The organism is Micromonospora sp. WMMD998, from assembly GCF_029581235.1.
Lineage (GTDB): Bacteria > Actinomycetota > Actinomycetes > Mycobacteriales > Micromonosporaceae > Micromonospora.
On the sequence record NZ_CP120740.1, the window covers coordinates 4,771,614 to 4,789,349 of the forward strand.

Consider the following 17,736-nt stretch of genomic DNA (forward strand, 5'->3'; position numbering starts at 1 on the left):
GTGAACACGGAGGGCGATTCGGCACCGGGCCCGGTGTCAGCGACCCAGGTGGGCGTCCACGGCGGCCATGGTGTCCTGCCAGATGTCCGCGCCGCTGTCGATGACGGCGAAGTGGTCCCCGGGCTGTTCGAGATGGCGGACGGCGTCGCCCGCCTCGGCCGCCGCCACGGCGTAGCGACGGTTCGCGTCGACCAGGTCGGGGCTGTCCGCCGTCCCCTGCACGAGGAGGGTGGGCACGCCGACCGGCAACCGCAGCATCGGGTCGCTCTCGGCGTACCGCCGGGGCGCGGTCGCCGGTGAGCCGCCCAGGGCCGCGGAGATCGCGCCGTCGCCGAGGTGGCGTCGCTCGCCCTCGGTGAGGTCGAGCACCCCGGCCAGCGACACCGCCAGGGCGACACGTGGCCCGCCCGCGCGGCCGGCCAGGTCCGCCGCGGCCCGCAGGGCGAGCTGCCCGCCGGCCGAGTGGCCCAGGACCACGACCCGCCCCAGGTCCAGCGGCCGGTCGGCGGCGAGGTCACGCAGCGCGGCGAGGCCCGCCTCGACGTCCCGCGTGGTCGCGTCCCAGCCGTGCCGGTCCGGGCGGCGGTACTCCACGTTCCAGGAGGCGTAGCCGCGGTCGGCCAGGTCGACGGCGAGGGCGTCCATCAGGTCCGCGCCCCAGACCGACCGCCAGAAACCGCCGTGCAGCAGCACCGCGACCGGCGCGGGCGTGTCGTGCGGTACCGGCAGCCGCAGGTCACCCCACTGCTCCGGGTGGGACCCGTAGGCGACCCGGGTCGCGGGCGCGCGGAAGCGGTGCACGGCGTGCCGGACCGCCCACACCACGCCCCACGCTCCCCGGCCGGCCAGGTGGACCGCGCCGGGCACCGGCGGCTCGACGGTGAGGTCGTACCAGACCGCGTGCGGCGGCTGCGCGCCGATCAGCGCGCGGGCCGGCGGGGTGGGGCCGGGCAGCACCACCACCGGCCCCTCCGGCGCGGCGAGCCGCGACCGCAGTTCGTCGGTCGAGGCGGCGGCCACGACCTCGCCGGTGACGTCCAGTTCGGCGCAGGCGCCGGCGACGAGGGACGTCAGCAACGCGGTGTCGGCCACCAGGCCCGGACCGATCACGACGGTGAGCAGCACCGGGCTCACCTGCGCAGCAGGGGCAGGACGGCGGAGCCGAGCAGGTCCACGCCGCGTTCGTCGGTCAGGCCGTGCGGCGTGCCGAACTCGACCCGGCGGACACCGGCGTCGATGAGCGCCTGCGCCTGCGCGGCGACCTGCTCGGGGGTGCCGGAGAAGGCGAACCGGTCCAGCACGTCGTCCGGGATCGACCGGCCGGCGGCCTCGTGCTCGCCCGCGTCGACCAGCTCGCCGACCCGCTTCACCAGGTCGTCGGGGAGCGCCACGGTCGGGTCCAGCTCCGCCACGACCGCCAGGTACATCGCCACCTCGGTGCGGGCCTTCGCCCGGGCCGCCGCGCCGTCGGTGTCGACCACGGTCACCGCGCCGAGCACGATGCCGACGTCGGCGACGTCGCGCCCGGCCCGCTCCGCGCCGGCCCGGAGCCGCTCGCGGATCACCGGCACCATGTCGGGGTTGGCGCTGCCACCCACCTTGATCTCGTCGGCGATCCGGCCGGCCAGGGCCGCGCCCTGCGGGCCCCAGGCGCCGAGCAGCAGCGGCGGGTCGGGCCGGTGCACGGCGTACCGCAGGGCGGTGCCGGCCGCCAGCGAGAAGACCCGGCCGTCGAACCCGCTCCGGTCGCCGCGCAGCAGGCGGCGGACGACCTCGACGGCCTCCTCGATCGTGGTCAGCGGTCGCGGCTGCGGTAGGCCGACCGCGCCGAGCCAGGTCCCCCGGGCCAGCCCCAGGTAGGCCCGTCCGTGCGAGGCCAGGTCCAGGGCGGCGAGCTGGCCGGCGATCTCGTACGGGGCCATCGAGTACGGGTTCAGGCAGGCCGTGCCGAGGCGTACCCGTTCGGTCGCCTGGGCCATCTCCAGCAGCGGGAAGATCGGCGGCTGGTACATCAGGTCGCCGAAGACGGTGAGCACGTCGAAGCCGTGCGACTCGGCGGCGCGGGCCAGCCGGGCGTAGACGCCGGCGGGCTTGTCGCTCTGCAGGCCGAGTCCGATCTCGACGGTCACGTCAGCTCCGCCGAGTTCATCCGTCGCCGGCACGTCCGTTCCACCTTCATGACCAGCCGCTCCTCCGGATCGGGGCAGATGAAGTGGGAGTCCTGGTCCAGCCAGTCCCCCGGCGCCAGGTCACGCTGCTTGGCGGCGAGGAAGGGCAGCACCGACGCGAGCGCGTACACGCAGAAGTGCTTTCCCTCGGGGATCCGCAGGTGGGCGCTGTTGGTCAGGTCGAAGTGGTCGCCGACGGCCATGCCGCACACCGACCGGCCCTCGATCCGGTCGACCGTCACCCGCAGGTCGTAGATCTCCATGTCGCCGTCCGCGGTGTCGCTCACGGCCCCTCCCCTTCGTCGATCCGCACGATGATCTTGCCGGTGGTCCGGCGTTCGGCCAGTTCGGTGAGCGCCGCGGGCGTCTCCTCCAGCGACACCACGCGGCTGACCGGCGGCCGGACCGCGCCGGAGGCGCACATGTCGAACAGCTCCTGATAGGCGGACTCGACCGCGGACGGCCGCTGCCACGGATACTGCGACCCCCAGGAGAGGCCGACGAGCGTCGCGTTCGCCGCCATCAGCCGCAGCGGGTCGACCGCCGGCGGCGCGCCGCCGGCCGCGCCGACCGCGACGAGGCGGCCCTCGAAGGCGAGGCAGTCCCAGGAGCGGGCGAACACGTCGCCGCCCACCGGGTCCACCACGACGTCCACGCCCCGGCCGCCGGTGGCCTCCCGCACGGCGGGCACGAAGTCCCCGGCGGTGTAGTCGACGGCCACCTCGGCGCCGTGGTCGCGGCAGATCGCCGTCTTGGCCGGGCCGCCGGCGGTGGCGAGGACCCGGGCGCCGCGCGCCACTGCGAGCTGGACGACGGCGATGCCGACACCGCCCGCGCCGGCGTGCACCAGGACGGTCTGCCCGGCGGTGACGCCGGCCCGTTCCAGCGCGAACCACGCCGTCTGGTAGGTGACCGGCAACGCCGCCGCGGTCACCGGGTCGACCGTGGACGGTCGCGGCACCACCACGGCGGCGTCCACCGTGACCGTGGTGCCGAGCGCGCCGCGCGGCAGCGCCGGGCAGGCGAGCACCTCCCGGCCCAGCAGGTGCTCCGCCCCGGCGCCGGCGGCGACGACCCGCCCGGCCACCTCCACGCCGGGCGTCATCGGCGGGTCCGGCCGCACCGGATACTCGCCCCGGCACAGCATCACGTCGAGGAAGTTCAGGCCCACCGTCCGCACCGCGAGCCGCACCTCGCCGGGGCCGGGCGGCGGGTCGTCGGGCAGGTCGGCGACCGACAGCACGTCCGCCGGCTCGCCGGTCCGCTCCGCCACCAGCCGGCGGATCATGCCGCGCCCACCGGATCGCGCACCAGCTCGGCGTGATGGTGCACGATCACCCAGCGGCCGTCGATCCGGCGCACCACGTCGGTGACCCGGGTCAGCTCCGGCGCGTCGTCCGGCCCGGGCTGCGAGACCAGCACGTACCGGGCGACGCCGCAGTCACCCCAGACGTCGATGCGCTTGTCCCGCGCGGCGAGCACCGCCAGCCGGGGCCGCTGACCCGCGGCGTCCCGCCGCGCGCGGTAGTCGTCCAGCTCGGCCCGGGTCCGCAGCGGCCCCGGCAGGTGCGTCTCCCAGGTGGTCACCTCGGGATGCAGGTGCGCGTCGAACCGCTGCCGGTCCCCGGCGAGGAACGCGGCGTACATGTCATCGATGCCGGCGGCGATCTCCGCCGCGCCCGCCTCCGCGAACGTCATCGCGTCTCCTCCTGGTTGCGGTCGTCGCGGGCGATCTGCCCGCCCTTCATCACCCACCGCACGTCGCGGAACGCCGAGGTGTCGGCAAGCGGGTCGGCGTCCGTGGCGATCAGGTCGGCCAGCTTGCCGGCCTCGACCGTGCCGAGGTCGGACTCCGCGCCGAGCCACCGGATCGGGCCGAGCGTGCCGGCGTGCAGCGCCCGCGCGGTGCCGATCCGCTCGGCCATGAACTCCAGCTCCCGGACCGAGGCGGTGGTGCCCTCGAACCGCCAGAACGGGGGCATGTCGCTGCCGAGCAGCACCTCCACCCCGGCGGCGACGGCCAGGTCGAAGCTCTCCAGGTGCCGGGGACCGGCGCCGAGCGACCGGCACTGCATCCACTCCGGCACGCCCAACTCGTCGAAGAACTCCTTGCAGCGGGTCACCAGCAGCGTCGGTACGAGCGCGGTGCCCCGCTCCGCCATCCGCGCCGCGACCTGCGGGGTGAGCTGGTAGCCGTGCTCCACGCAGTCCAGCCCCAGCTCCACCGCCGCGCCGATCACCTCGGCCGGCCCGGCGTGCGCGGTCACCTTGCGACCCCACGCGTGCGCGGTCTCGATCACTGCGGTCATCTCGTCGGCGAAGAGCTGGGGCGTGTGGATGCTCTCGTGCTCGCCGGCGATGCCACCCGAGATCATCACCTTGATCAGGTCGGCGCCGGCCTTGATCTGGCTGCGGACGCCCTGGCGGAACCCCACCGGGCCGTCGCATTCGAGCGTGTCGTTGCTCTCGTGGCCGTGCCCGCCGGTGCAGACGAGCGCCCGGCCGGCGGTGTGGATGCGCGGGCCCGGGGTGCGGCCGGCGGTGATCGCCCGCCGCAACGCGAAGTCGGCGTGGTCCTTCTCCGCCACGCAGCGCACCGTGGTCACGCCGGAGTGCAGGGTGCGCCGCGCCCCGTCGGCCATGTAGTGGGCCAGGTCGTACGGGCCCATCCCCTTGACGTTGTCGCCGCCCGCGCCGGGCAGCGACAACGAGAAGTGGGTGTGCATGTTGACCAGACCGGGCGTCAGGTACGCGCCGTCGAGGTCCACCTCCGTCAGCCGGCCGGCGGTCCGCGCCTCGGCGGCCACCTCGGCGTACGGCCCGACGGCGGCGATCCGGTCGCCGCGGACCCACACCCCGGCCCCGGTCACGGGCGTCATGCCGGTCACCACGCGGGCGTCGAGCACGGTGCAGTTGCCGAGCAGCAGGCTCGACGGCTCGGGGGAATAGGCGGCACTCACGCGATCACTCCATAGACGTCTCGGGCGGCCCGCGGGGAGACGTAGCCCTCGGCCACGTCCCGCCGTACCGCCTCCGGATCCCTCGACCCCGGGTCGCCGTGCCCGCCGCCACCGGCGGTCAGCACCGTCACCCGGTCCCCCACCGCCACCGGGGTACGCCTGGTGCTCACCCGGTGCTCCCGGTCCGTACCGGGGAAGACGATCACCTGGTTCGGCTCCGGCTGCGCGCCGCCGGCCAGCGCCCACGGCGCGCTCTTCGTCTTCTTGACCACCATCAGGAACTCGCCGGGCGTCACGAACCGGATGTCCCGCCGCAGGCCGCAACCACCCCGGAACCGGCCGGCGCCGCCGGAGTCGGTGCGGATCTCCACCCGCTCGAAGAACATCCCGGTCTTCGCCTCCAGCACCTCGACGGGTGTGTTGCGCGCCTGGGTCTGACACAGGTGGTTCGCCGGTCCGATCCCGTCGTGCCCGGGCGTGCCGCCCCACCCGACCGGGTCGTTGTTGCTGACGGCGAACATCTGCCCGGTGTCCGGGTGCCGGCCGACCATCATGAAACCGGGCACGTCGCCGCCGGAGGAGGCGGCCAGCCGGTCCGGCATGCCCTGCGCCAACGCCTTGAGGATCAACTCCACCGCGACCGTGCCGGTCCACTGGGTGAACGTGGCGGCCGGATATTCCGCGTGGAACAGCGAGCCGGGTTCGGCGCGTACCCGCAGCGGCGCGAAGTGCCCGGCGTTCGTCTGCTCGTGGGGCGTGGTGACGCCCTTGAACGCGACCCGGCAGGTGGCGATGGTGGCGCCCAGCGGCAGGTTCACCGGCCCGGGCACCGCCGGCGACGACCCGGCGAAGTCCACCGTGAACTCGCCGTCGGCGACCGTGACGGTGACCCGCATCCGGATCGGCTCGTCGGAGACGCCGTCGTCGTCGAGCCAGTCCTCGGCGGTCCAGGTGCCCTGCGGCAGGGCGGCCACCGCCTCGGCGGCCTGTTCGGCGGCGACGTCGATCACCCGGTCGACCACCGCGTCCACCACGGCCGGGCCGTAGTCGCGGTACAGTTCGGTGATCCGCCGCTCACCGGTGCGCAGCGCGGCGATCTGCGCGTTGAGGTCGCCGAGCACGAGGTCCGGCATCCGCGAGTTGAAGCGGATCAGCTCGTGGATCTCGGGCACCGGCTCGCCCCGGGCATACACCTTCGTGCCGGGGAAGACGATCCCCTCCTGGTGCATGTCGGTGGAGTCGAGCACGTAACCGGGATCCTTGGCGCCCAGGTCCATCCAGTGCGCGCGGATGCACAGGAAGCCGATCAGCTCCTCGCCGCCCGGCAGCACGACCGGCGCGAACATGGTCGCGTCGTAGGTGTGCGCCGCGTTCCAGTACGGGTAGTTGAGCAGCACCACGTCGCCGCGGTGCAGGTTCTCCCGGCCCACGTACTCCACGCCCCGGCGCAGCGAGTAGTCGTTGGCGCCGAGGAAGCGGGACAGCCCGGTCGACTCCGCGACCAGCCGCAGGTGCCGGTCGTAGATGGAGATGCCGAAGTCGTACACCTCGTAGATGACCGGGTTGAACGCGGTGCGCACGAGCGCGGCCCGCATCTCCTCGGCGGCCGAGACGAGGTGGCTGCGGACGACCTCGACGGTCGCCCCGTCGACCGTCGGCTCACCCATCGACGTCCACCCCGTAGACGTCCCGGGCCGCCTCCGGCGAGACGTAGCCCTCGGCCACGTCCCGCCGTACCGCCTCGGGGTCACGGCTGCGCACGTCGCCGTGCCCGCCGCCACCTGCGGTCAGCAGCGTCACCCGGTCCCCCACCGCGACCGTGGTGCGCTTGGTGCTCACCCGGTGCTCGCGGTCGGTGCCCGGGAACAGCACCACCTGGTTCGGCTCCGGCTGCGCGCCGCCGGCCAGCGCCCACGGCGCGCTCTTCGTCTTCTTGATCACCGTGAGGAACTCGCCGGGCGTCACGAACCGGATGTCCCGCCGCAGCCCGCAACCGCCCCGGAAGCGGCCCGCGCCGCCGGAGTCGGTGCGGATCTCCCAGCGCTCGAAGAACATCCCCGTCTTGGCCTCCATCACCTCGATCGGGGTGCCCCGGCCGGTGCTGCCGGAGACGTGGGTGGCGGCGTCCATCCCGTCGTGCCGCGCGGTGCCGCCCCAGCCCACCAGGTCGTTGTTGCTGACCGCGAACATCTGCCCGGTGTCCGGGTGCAGGCCGACCATCATGAAACCGGGCACGTCGCCGCCGGAGGAGGCGGGCAGCAGGTCCGGCATGCCCTGCGCCAACGCCTTGAGGATCAGCTCCACCGCGACGATGCCGGTCCACAGCGTGAACGTGGGCTGCGGATAGACGGCGTGGAACAGGCTGCCCGGCTCGGCCCGCACCTCGATCGGCGCGACCGTGCCGGCGTTCGACGGCTCGTCGCGCGAGGTGAGCGACTTCAGCACGACCTTGCAGATCGCCTCGGTCGCGCCGAACGGCATGTTGATCGGCCCGCGGGTGGCGGCGGCCGAGCCGGCGAAGTCGACCACGAAGCGCCCGTCGGCGATGGTCACGGTGACGCGCATCTTCACCGGGTCGTCGGTGATGCCGTCGTCGTCCACCCAGTCCTCGGCGGTCCAGGTGCCCTGTGGGAGGGTCGCCAGCGCCGCGCGGGTTCGGGTCTCCCCGTCGGCGATGATGCGGTCGATCGCCTGGTCGACGCTGTCCCGGCCGAACTTCTCGACGATCTCCAACATCCGGCGCTCGCCGGTACGCAGCGCGGCGATCTGCGCGTGTAGGTCACCGAGCACCGCGTCGGGCATCCGCGAGTTGAACCGGATCAGCTCCTGGATCTCCCGCACCGGCCGCCCCCGGGAGACGACCTTGGTGCCCGGGAAGATCAATCCCTCCTGGTGCATGTCGGTCGAGTCGAGCACGTAACCCGGGTCCTTGGCGCCCAGGTCCATCCAGTGCGCGCGGACGCAGAGGAAACCGACCAGGTCGCCGTCCGCGTCCGGGTCCGCCGGGTCGGGCCGGAACACCGGGGCGAACAGCGTCGCGTCGTACGCGTGCGCCGCGTTCCAGTACGGGTAGTTGAGCAGCACCACGTCGCCGCGGTGCAGGTTCTCCCGGCCCACGTACTCCACGCCCTTGCGCAGCGAGAAGTCGTTCGCGCCGAGGAAGAACGTCAACCCGGTGGCCTCGGCGACCAGCCGCAGGTCGGCGTCGTACATCGACAGGCCGAAGTCGTGCACCTCGTAGATGACCGGGTTGAACGAGGTGCGGATGAGCGTGGCCCGCATCTCCTCGGCCGCCGACAACAGATAGCTGCGGACGACCTCGACCTGGGCTCCGTCGAGCGTGGTCATGCGGCCTCCTCCAGGGTGACGAGCAGGTATCCGTGGTCGTCGACGGTGACCCGCTGGCCGCTCGGCACCACGGTGGTGGAGGTGCCCTCGTCGATCAGCGCCGGCCCGCCGAAGGTGTCGCCCGGCTCCAGGCCGGCCCGGTCGTAGACGGCGAACGGCACCACCGCGTGCCGCCCGAAGTCGTAGGCGTCCCGGTGCGTCAGCAACGCCTGCGACGGGTCGCCGTCCCCGCGCGGGAGGGTCGGCAACTCGGGCCGGTCGGTGCGGCCGATGCCCCGCACCCGCAGGTTGAGGATCTGCAACGGGTTGCCCATGGTGTGGCCGTACCGGGCGCGGTGCGTCTCGTCGAACGCGGCGCGGACCGCGTCGCGGTCCAGCTCGCGCCCGACGGTCACCATCAGGCTGTGTTCCTGGCCGAGGTAGCGCAGCTCGAACTGCCGCTCCAGCACCGCCTCACCGGCCGGCACGCCCTGCGCCCCGAGCGACGCCACCGCCTCGGCCTCGACCGCCTTGAACAGTTGCTCCAACTCCGCCAGGTCCGCGTCGTCGAGCGTGGCCATCACGGTACGGCTGAAGTCGTTGACGATGTCGGCCGAGAGCATGCCCCACGCGGAGAAGCCGGACGGCGCGAACGGCACGATCACCTCGCCGATGCCCATCTCCCGCGCCAGCAACGGGGCCAGCAGCGGCCCGGCGCCGCCGAACGCGAGCAACGCGAACCGCCGGGGGTCGTGGCCCCGCTCGACGGTGATCTGCCGGACCGCGCCGACGGTGCGGGCCAGCAGCACGTCGAACACGCCGGCCGCCGCGTTCTCCACGCTCAGGCCGAGCGGCTCGGCGAGCTGCTCGGCGATGGCGGCGCGCGCCTCGGCGTCCCGCAGCCCCATGGTGCCGGCGAGGAAACGCTCCGGGTCGACGTAGCCGAGCACCACCGCCGCGTCGGTGACGGTCGGCTTCGTGCCGCCGCGGCCGTAGCAGACCGGCCCGGGGTCGGCCCCGGCGCTCTGCGGGCCGACCTTGAGCAGCCCGTGGTCGAGCCAGGCGATCGAACCGCCGCCGGCGCCGATGGTCCGGATGTCGTACGTGGGGATGAGCAGCGGGAAGTGCTCCAACTGGGCCTCGTACGCGGCCACCGGGCTGCCGCGCTCGATCACGCAGGCGTCGAGCGAGGTGCCGCCGATGTCGAACGTGAGCACGTTGTCCCGGCCCAGTTCGGCGGCGACGTAGGCGGCGCCGACGATGCCGCCGGCCGGGCCGGAGAGCACGGTGTGGGTGGGTGCGGTCTTGGCCACCGCGCTCGTCATCGAGCCGCCGCCGGACCGCATGATCAGGAAGCGTCCGGCGAAGCCGCGCCCGGCCAGCCCGGCCTCCAGCTCGTCCACGTACCGCTCGAAGATCGGCCGGATGTACGCCTCCAGCACGGTGGTGCTGGTCCGCTCGTACTCCCGGTACTCGCGCACGATGTCAGTCGACAGCGACAGGCTGACCTCCGGGAACTCCTCGTGGATGAGGCGTGCCGCCGCCCGCTCGTGGCTCGGGTCGAGGAACGAGTGCAGGAAGCAGATGGCGATCGAGGTGACCTGCTGGTCCACCACGAGCGTGCGGGCGGCGGCCCGGACGCTCTCCGGGTCCAGCGGCTCCACCTCCTGCCCCCGGTGGTCGAGCCGGCCCCGCACCCCGGCGGTGAACCGGCGCCGCACCAGGCTTTCCGGCCGCTGGTACTGGAAGTCGTACATGTGCTCGGACGGCACGTTGCCGCGACCGATCAGGAAGATGTCCCGAAAACCCTCGTTGGTGATGATGCCGGTGCGACCGCCCCGGCGTTCCAGCACCGCGTTGAGTCCGAGCGTGGTGCCGTGGATGAACAGCTCCACCTCGGACAGGTCGGTGCCGAGCGCGGTGATCGCGGCGAGCACACCGTCCGCGGGCCGGGCCGGGGTGGTCGCCGCCTTGCGGAAGCGGACCCGGTTGGTGCGCGTGTCGAGTTCCATGGCGTCCACGAACGTCCCGCCGATGTCGACGGCGAGCCGGATGGGGCGACGGGTCATGGCGTGCGGGCCTGCCTTCCGATGAGGGCGGGAAGCTCGGGTACGCGCCAGCAGGCGGCCCGGCTCTCGCCGTACGACTGAAGCTCCTGCCGCTCCGATCGGCACCGGTCGGTGACGAACGGGCACCGGGCCGCGAGCGGGCATCCGGTGGCGGCGTCGGCTTCTTCCAGGTCCTTGACCAGTTCCACGGCCCCGCCGTCGCCGGCCGTCCCGGCGAGGCGGGGGGCGCTGTTCAGCAGCGCCCGGGTGTACGGGTGCCGGGGCGTGTCGAAGACGACGTCCACCGGCCCCTCCTCGACGACCCGGCCGAGGTAGAGCACCACGACGCGGTCGGCAAATCCCCGCACCGTCGCCAGGTCGTGGGAGATGAACACCGAGGCGCGGTCCGCGTCGGCGGCCACGTCGGCGATCACGTCGAGGATCTGCGCCTGGACGGTGACGTCCAGGGCCGAGGTCGGCTCGTCGAAGACGATCAGGTCCGGCTCGCCGACCAGGGCGCGGGCGATGCCGATCCGCTGGGCCTGGCCGCCGGACAGCTCGTGCGGATACCGCTGGAGGACCGCGCGGTCCAGTTCCATCCGGTCCAGCACGGCGGCGACCCGCGCGGTGCGCTCCGCCGGGGACAGGCCCGCGGCCCGCAGCGGCTCGGCGATGGCGTCGCCGACGGTACGGCGCGGGCTCAGCGAGCCGATCGGGTCCTGGAACACGAGCTGGGCCCGGGTGCGCGCCCGGCGCAACGCCCGGCCGCGCGGCCGGGACCGACCGGCCTGCTTGACCAGGGCCTGCCCGGCGACGGTGACCGTGCCGGACGTGGGCGCGACCAGGCCCATGACGAGCTTCGCGAGGGTGCTCTTGCCGCAGCCGCTCTCGCCCACCACGCCGAGTGTCTCGCCCGGGCCGAGCCGCAGCGTGACGCCGCGCAGCGCGTGGTGCCCGCCGGAGCCGAACCGGCTGCGGTAGACGACGTGCGCGTCCTCGATCTCCAGCACGGCGGGCTTCGGGTCCGGTCCGGCCGGTGCCCCGACGGCCGGCGGCGTGACCGGTCCCGACGGCTGGTCCGCGTCGAGCGGCCGGGTCTGCGGGTGGAAGCACGCGAGCGACCAGTCGCCGGCGAGCGGCCGGGTGGCCGGACGCTCGGCCGAGCAGGTGCCGTCGGCGTGCGCGCAGCGGGCGACGAACGGGCAGTTCTCCGGTGGCCGGGTCAGCAGGGGCATGGCGCCGGGGGTGGCGACGACCGGCCGCCCGCCGACGTCCGGCACCGAGCGCAGCAGGGCCCGGGTGTACGGGTGCGCGGGCTCCCGCAGCACCTGCGCGGCCGGTCCGCTCTCCACCACCGTGCCGGCGTAGAGCACCACCACCCGGTCGCAGACCTCGGCGATCGAGGCGAGGTCGTGGGAGATCAGCAGCACGCCCCGGCCGTCGGCGTCCGCCGCCTGCCGGAACTGGCGCAGGATCTCCCGGGTCAGCGTCACGTCCAGGCCGGTGGTCGGCTCGTCGGCGATCAGCAGGTCCGGGGCGCAGCCGGTGGCCAGCGAGATCATCACCCGCTGGGCCATGCCGCCGGACAGCTCGTGGGCGTACGCGTCGAGCCGCCGCCGCGCGCTGCGGATGCCCACCGACTCGAACAGCTCGCGCGCCGCCTCCCGGGCCCGGTCGCCGGACATCTCCTGGTGGGTGGCGAGCCGGTCGACGAGCTGCTTGCCGACGGTGCGGGTGGGACTGAGCGCGCCGCGCGGGTTCTGGAAGCAGATCGCCGCCCCCCGCCCGCGGTGGGCGGCGAGCGCGGTGTCGTCCATGCGCAGCACGTCCGCGTCACCGACGAGCACCCGGCCGGTGGCGTGCGAGCCGCCGGGCAGCAGCCCCACGACGGCGCGGGCCACCATGCTCTTGCCGCCGCCGCTCTCGCCGACCAGGCCGACGACCTCGCCGGGGCGCACGGCGAAGGTCACGCCGCTGAGCGCGGCGACCTGCCGGCCGGGTCGCCGGATGGTCACGGAGAGGTTCTCGATCGACAGCATGGTCACCGCCGCTTCGCGTTGGCGCGGTCCTGCAGGCCTTCGCCGAGCAGGCTGAACCCGAGGACGCAGACGAACAGGGCCAGGCCGGGTGGGACCGAGGTCCACCACCGGCCGCCGACCACGTCCGCGGCGCCCAGGCTGATCATCGCGCCCCACTCCGCCTCGGGGATGTTCACGCCCAGGCCGAGGAAGGAGAGACCGGCCAGGGTGAGCATCGCCCAGCCGCAGTTCAGCGGCGCGATCACCCGCACCGGGGTGAGGCTGTTGGGGAGCAGGTGCCGCCAGAGCACACCCACCGGCGACGCCCCGGAGGTGATCGCGGCGTCCACGAACGGCAGTTCCCGCAGCGACCGCACCTCGGCGCGGACCAGCCGGGCGTACGCCGGCGCGTTCACCGCCGCGATCGTGATGATCAGGTTGATCGTGCCGTTGCCGAGCAGGGCGGCCACCGCCAGCGCCAGGATGAACGTGGGGAACGACTGGAAGATGTCGACCACCCGCATCAGCACGTCGTCGAGCCAGCCGCCGACGTAGCCGGCGACCAGGCCGAGCAGGGTGCCCACGACCACGGCGAGCGCGACCGCGGCCAGCGCGATGCCCAGGTCGAGCCGGGCGGCGTAGAGCATCCGGCTCCAGACGTCCATGCCGTTGCCGTCGGTGCCGAGCAGGTGGCCGCCGCCCGGGGCGACCAGGGTGTTCGCCGGGTCGATCTCGGTCTCGCCCCAGGTGCTGAGCAGCGGCGCGAACACCGCCACCACCGCCACCACCGCGAGGATGGTCGCCCCGACGATGATCATGCGGCGGGCGAACCGGCTGTCCCGCTCACCGCCGGCGACGACCGTCGGCGCGGCTGCGGCCCCGCCGTCCGCGACGGTGCGCAACTCGGCCATCAGAGCCTCACTCTCGGGTCGAGGATCGCGTGGACCACGTCGGCGATGAGGAACACCAGCACGTAGCACAACGCGATGACCAGCACCGACGCCTGCACCACCGGGTAGTCCCGGTAGAGCAGGCCGCGCAGGGCCCACTGGCCGAAGCCCTGCCACGAGAACACGTACTCGACGAGCACGGTGGAGCCGATCGCCGTGCCGAAGACCAGCGCCGCCAGCGACGGCAGCCGGACCAGCGTCGCCCGCAGCAGGTAGCCGCGGTGCAGCGTCCGGTCGCGCAGCCCGTGCGCCTTCGCCGCGGTGTACGGCTCGGAGTGCAGCACCTCCAGCGCGGAGGCGCGGACGCTGCGCAGCAACGGCGCGACCACGCCGACGACGAGGGTGAGCACCGGCAGCACCAGGTACGCCGCGGCCGAGGCGATCGCCGGACCGTTGGCGGTGAGGACGGCGTCGACCAGGTCCGCCCCGGTGAGCGGCGTGAGGCCGGTGTCCGGATCGACCCGCCCGCTCGGCGCCGGGAACCAGCCGAGCACGCTGTAGCCGACGAGCACCAGCACCAGGCCGAGCCAGAACTCCGGGACGGAGTTGCCGGCCAGGGCGAACATCCGGACGCTGTGGTCGCCGACCCGGTTGGCCCGCTTCGCCGACCAGATCCCCAGCACGGTGGCCACCACGAGCGCGATGGTCACCGAGATGACGACGAGTTCCAGGGTCGGCCCCACCCGCAGCGCCATCTCCGAGCCCACGGAGCCGCCGCTCTGGATCGAGGTGCCGAAGTCACCGGTGAGCAGTCCCCGGAGGTAGTCCAGGAACTGCTGCCACAGGGACTGGTCCAGCCCGAAGCGGGCGCGGGCCGCGGCGGCGTCCTCCTCGGTGGCGTTCGGCCCGAGGATGCTGCGGACCGGGTCGCCGGGCAGCACCCGGACCAGGAGGAACGCCAGGACGACCACACCGAGCAGAACGGGGATCAGTTGGAGTAGCCGCCTGACGACAAACCGGAGGATTCGCATGGGTGGGTGACGTTCCTAGGCCGATGCGCTCAGGTAGCGCAGGCGGGCGAGGCCGTCCATCGGCTGCACCCAGCCGGCGACGGACTCCCGGACGGGCAGGTTGAAGTTGGGCTGGCAGATCACCACCCACGGCACGTCGGCGGCGAGGATCTCCTGGACCCGCTTCCACAGCGCGTTGCGGGCGCCCGTCTCGACGGTGGTGTGCGACTTCTCGTAGATCTGCTCGATCTCCGGGTTGCTGTAGTTGGAGTAGTTGAGGTTGGCGCCCTTGACGAAGCTCGTGGCGAGCATGTATTCGACGTCGTCCACCCAGAGCTGCCCGGAGGTGAGTTGCAGCGGGATGTTCTTCTTCGTCCGCCGCTCGCCGAGCGTGGCCGGGTCCAGCGGGGTCAGCTTGAGCCGGATGCCCGCCTTCGCCGCCTCGCCCTGCACCTGCACGGCGATCTTCTGCTGCTCCTCGTTGTCGGCCTCGAAGACCAGCTCGGAGTCGATCGACGCCTGACCGGCGGCGGCCATGGCGGCCTTCGCCTTGTCCAGGTCGTGGGTGAACGGGTAGCCGACCTCGTCGTACCCGGGCATGTCCAGCGGCACCGGGCTCTTGGCCGCGCGGGCGTCACCGCCGTACACGTTGGTGATGATCTGCTCGTACGGCACCGCCCAGGCGAGCGCCTTACGCACGTTCACGTTGTTGAACGGCGCGGCGGTGACCGACATCTGGATGGCGACCTGGCGGTTGCTGGCCGCCGAGATGACCTTGATGCCGGCCGCCTTCTTGAGGTCCTGGATGTCGCGCTGGCTGATGCCGAGCGCGATGTCGATGTCGCCGGCCTGCAACTGCAACCGCTGGTTGGACGCGGCCGGCACGACCGAGATCCGGATGGTCGACGTCTTGGCCGGGTCCGGGCCCGGGTAGCCGGTGTTCGCGCTGAGTTCGATCTCCTGGCCCTGGGTGGCCTTCGCGACGTTGAAATAGCCGCCGGTGGGCGGGTTCTTCGCGAACCACTCCTTGGCCCAGGGGTCGCTGGCGCCGGCGCGCTTCTTGGCCTCGACGGAGTCGAAGACGTACAGCGAGATCGCCTGGATCTGCCGGGTGAGGGCGCTGGGGAACGCCTGGTGGAACTCGACCGTGTAGTCGTCGACGACCTTGACCTGGTCGGCCTCGGTCAGGCCGATGGTGCGGTAGATGCCCGCGACGTTGGCCTGGGCGGCGAACGCGCGGTCCTTCGACCACTTCACGTCGGCGGCCGTCATCTCGTTGCCGCTGGCGAACTTCACGCCGCGACGCAGCTTGAGCGTCCAGACCTTCTGCTCGGCGTCGGGCTCGAACGACTCGGCGAACGTCGGGATGACGTTCTGGGTGTCGAGGATCTTGCTGCCGCCGGCGTCGGTGACCCCGTAGTCGATTAGGTAGGGGAAGACGTTCTTGTAGAGCATCAACGCGGTCAGGTCGAAGCCGACGAAGTCCTGGTCCCAGCTCGACAGGTAGCTGGAGACGGCGATGCGCAGCGTCGTGGCGGTGGCGCCGCCGGACTTGCCGTCGCGTGACGTGTCGCCGCTGTCCGCGGCGCAGGCGCCGGTGGCGAAGAGGAGCGCGACGCCGCCACCCAACTGCAGGACGCCGCGGCGGGAGAGCGCGGGCGAGGAGGCGCCCGGACGAGGTGAACGAGCCATGAGTAGTCCTCCCGGAAGCACGAGGCAGACGGCCCGAGCTGCGGACCTTCCTGGTGTTCTACCGGATTTAGCAGCAGTGAACAAGAGGGTGAACGGCGTTCACCGAGACGTCTACCGAATCGACATCTCAACCCGCTCGAACTGCGGGATAACCCGCGCACCCGGTGTTCACCAAAGTTCACACAATCGTTACCCGCCGCGGTCGGATCCCGTCAGCCGGGACAAAATATTGACACTTGTCTCTGTCGCGGGGATGGTGGCCGCATCCCGTTCCCGCCGGCGCACATGTGGGTGGCCCACGTCGGTCGAGGCGCGAACGGCCAACCGCCACCGGCCCGCAGGCAGCGCCGTGGCGACACCCGCGGGAGGACGTATGAGACGGACATCGAAGATCTGGGCGGGGCTGGCAGCCGCCGTTCTTCCGGTCACCGCCGTGGTCATGGCGCTCGGCGGGACGCCGGCCGACGCGGCGGTCGGCGGCTCCGGCCCCTATCCCGCCGACTACGAGACCTCGGCCACCCTGGCCAACCACACCATCTTCCGACCCCAGACGCTCCCGTCCGAGCGCCTTCCCATCCTCGTGTGGGGCAACGGCGGCTGTTCGGCCAACGGGCTCTCCCAGGGCAACTTCCTCCGCGAGATCGCCTCCCACGGCTTCCTCGCCATCGCCAACGGCGCGCCGAACGGGTCCGGCTCCACCACCTCCCAGATGCTCACCCAGTCCATCGACTGGGCGGTCGCGGAGAACTCCCGGACGGGCAGCAAGTACTACAACCGGCTCGACACCTCCAAGATCGCGGTAGCCGGCTTCTCCTGCGGCGGGCTGGAGGCGTACGCCGTCTCCGCCGACCCACGGATCACCACGACCGGCATCTTCAGCAGCGGCCTGCTGAACGACGCCGACGACTACCAGCTCCGGAGACTGACCAAGCCGATCGCCTACTTCATGGGCGGGCCCAGCGACATCGCCTACCCGAACGGCATGGACGACTGGGGCAAGCTGCCGGCCGGACTGCCCGCGTTCATGGGCAACCTCAACGTCGGACACGGCGGCACCTACGACCAGCCCAACGGCGGCGAGTTCGGCCGGGTGGCCGTGCTCTACCTCAAGTGGCGCCTCAAGGGCGACACCACGGCCGGGCGCACCTTCGTCGGCCCCGACTGCGGCCTGTGCCACACCCAGTGGACCGTGCAACAGAAGAACCTGACGCTCGACGACGACCCGCCGCCCACCAGCCCGCCGCCGACCACGCCCCCGCCCACCACGCCTCCGCCCACCACGCCGCCGCCCACCACTCCCCCGCCCGGCGGCGGGAGCTGCGCCGCGGTCTACTCCGTCCAGGACCAGTGGAACGGCGGATTCGTCGCCAACGTCACCGTCACCGCCGGCGCCGCCGCGCTCACCGGTTGGCGGGTGACGCTCAATCTGCCCGGCGGAGCGTCGATCACCTCGATGTGGAACGGCGTCGCCAGCGGCGCCAGCGGGACGGTCACCGTCACGAACCAGAGCTACAACGGACGAATCGCCGCCGGTCAGTCCACCAGCTTCGGGTTCCAGGGCACCGGAAACGGCAGCGGAGCCACCGCCACCTGCGCCGGAAGTTGACGCCCGGCGACACCGAC

General features: G+C 72.9%; 14 protein-coding genes. 1 reads left to right on the plus strand and 13 read right to left on the minus strand.

Features of this window, described 5'->3' with window-relative positions; genetic code table 11:
• Positions 1–36: 36 nt before the first annotated feature.
• The 13 genes from O7619_RS21690 to O7619_RS21750 are packed head-to-tail and all read right to left on the minus strand — an operon-like array spanning position 37 to position 16,113.
• A complete protein-coding gene (locus O7619_RS21690; protein WP_282283085.1) occupies positions 37–1,125 on the minus strand; it encodes an alpha/beta hydrolase in 1,089 nt (362 codons plus the stop codon).
• Between the two features lie 5 nt (positions 1,126–1,130).
• Positions 1,131–2,129: an LLM class flavin-dependent oxidoreductase gene (locus O7619_RS21695; protein ID WP_282283086.1), complete on the minus strand. Its 999-nt coding sequence runs from the start codon at positions 2,127–2,129 to the stop codon at positions 1,131–1,133.
• Positions 2,126–2,455 carry a TIGR04076 family protein gene (locus tag O7619_RS21700; RefSeq protein ID WP_282283087.1) on the minus strand — a complete coding sequence of 110 codons (330 nt, stop codon included), beginning with the start codon at positions 2,453–2,455 and terminating at the stop codon, positions 2,126–2,128. Before O7619_RS21700 ends, O7619_RS21695 begins: the two co-directional genes overlap by 4 nt.
• Complete coding sequence (locus tag O7619_RS21705) at positions 2,452–3,456, minus strand: NADPH:quinone oxidoreductase family protein (RefSeq protein WP_282283089.1); 1,005 nt, start codon at positions 3,454–3,456, stop codon at positions 2,452–2,454. Before O7619_RS21705 ends, O7619_RS21700 begins: the two co-directional genes overlap by 4 nt.
• Positions 3,453–3,866: a nuclear transport factor 2 family protein gene (locus tag O7619_RS21710; RefSeq protein ID WP_282283091.1), complete on the minus strand. Its 414-nt coding sequence runs from the start codon at positions 3,864–3,866 to the stop codon at positions 3,453–3,455. Before O7619_RS21710 ends, O7619_RS21705 begins: the two co-directional genes overlap by 4 nt.
• Positions 3,863–5,128, minus strand: coding sequence for an amidohydrolase family protein (locus O7619_RS21715; protein WP_282283093.1), 1,266 nt, complete (start codon positions 5,126–5,128; stop codon positions 3,863–3,865). Before O7619_RS21715 ends, O7619_RS21710 begins: the two co-directional genes overlap by 4 nt.
• Complete coding sequence (locus O7619_RS21720; protein WP_282283094.1) at positions 5,125–6,795, minus strand: hydantoinase B/oxoprolinase family protein; 1,671 nt, start codon at positions 6,793–6,795, stop codon at positions 5,125–5,127. Before O7619_RS21720 ends, O7619_RS21715 begins: the two co-directional genes overlap by 4 nt.
• On the minus strand, positions 6,788–8,476 hold the full coding sequence (locus O7619_RS21725; protein WP_282283095.1) for a hydantoinase B/oxoprolinase family protein: 1,689 nt from the start codon (positions 8,474–8,476) through the stop codon (positions 6,788–6,790). The genes O7619_RS21720 and O7619_RS21725 overlap by 8 nt, the downstream gene beginning before the upstream one ends.
• Positions 8,473–10,524 (minus strand): hydantoinase/oxoprolinase family protein, encoded by a 2,052-nt coding sequence (locus O7619_RS21730; RefSeq protein ID WP_282283096.1) that lies wholly within the window; start codon positions 10,522–10,524, stop codon positions 8,473–8,475. The genes O7619_RS21725 and O7619_RS21730 overlap by 4 nt, the downstream gene beginning before the upstream one ends.
• Positions 10,521–12,542 carry a dipeptide ABC transporter ATP-binding protein gene (locus O7619_RS21735; protein WP_282288895.1) on the minus strand — a complete coding sequence of 674 codons (2,022 nt, stop codon included), beginning with the start codon at positions 12,540–12,542 and terminating at the stop codon, positions 10,521–10,523. The genes O7619_RS21730 and O7619_RS21735 overlap by 4 nt, the downstream gene beginning before the upstream one ends.
• 2 nt (positions 12,543–12,544) lie before the next feature.
• Positions 12,545–13,432: an ABC transporter permease gene (locus O7619_RS21740; RefSeq protein WP_282283097.1), complete on the minus strand. Its 888-nt coding sequence runs from the start codon at positions 13,430–13,432 to the stop codon at positions 12,545–12,547.
• Complete coding sequence (locus O7619_RS21745) at positions 13,432–14,442, minus strand: ABC transporter permease (protein ID WP_282283099.1); 1,011 nt, start codon at positions 14,440–14,442, stop codon at positions 13,432–13,434. The genes O7619_RS21740 and O7619_RS21745 overlap by 1 nt, the downstream gene beginning before the upstream one ends.
• A gap of 15 nt (positions 14,443–14,457) precedes the next feature.
• Positions 14,458–16,113, minus strand: a complete 1,656-nt coding sequence (locus O7619_RS21750) for an ABC transporter substrate-binding protein (RefSeq protein WP_282283100.1) — start codon at positions 16,111–16,113, stop codon at positions 14,458–14,460.
• A 373-nt stretch (positions 16,114–16,486) separates the two neighbouring features.
• Between O7619_RS21750 and O7619_RS21755 the strand changes: the two genes are divergently transcribed.
• Complete coding sequence (locus O7619_RS21755; protein WP_282283101.1) at positions 16,487–17,719, plus strand: cellulose binding domain-containing protein; 1,233 nt, start codon at positions 16,487–16,489, stop codon at positions 17,717–17,719.
• The last annotated feature ends 17 nt before the right edge of the window (positions 17,720–17,736 follow it).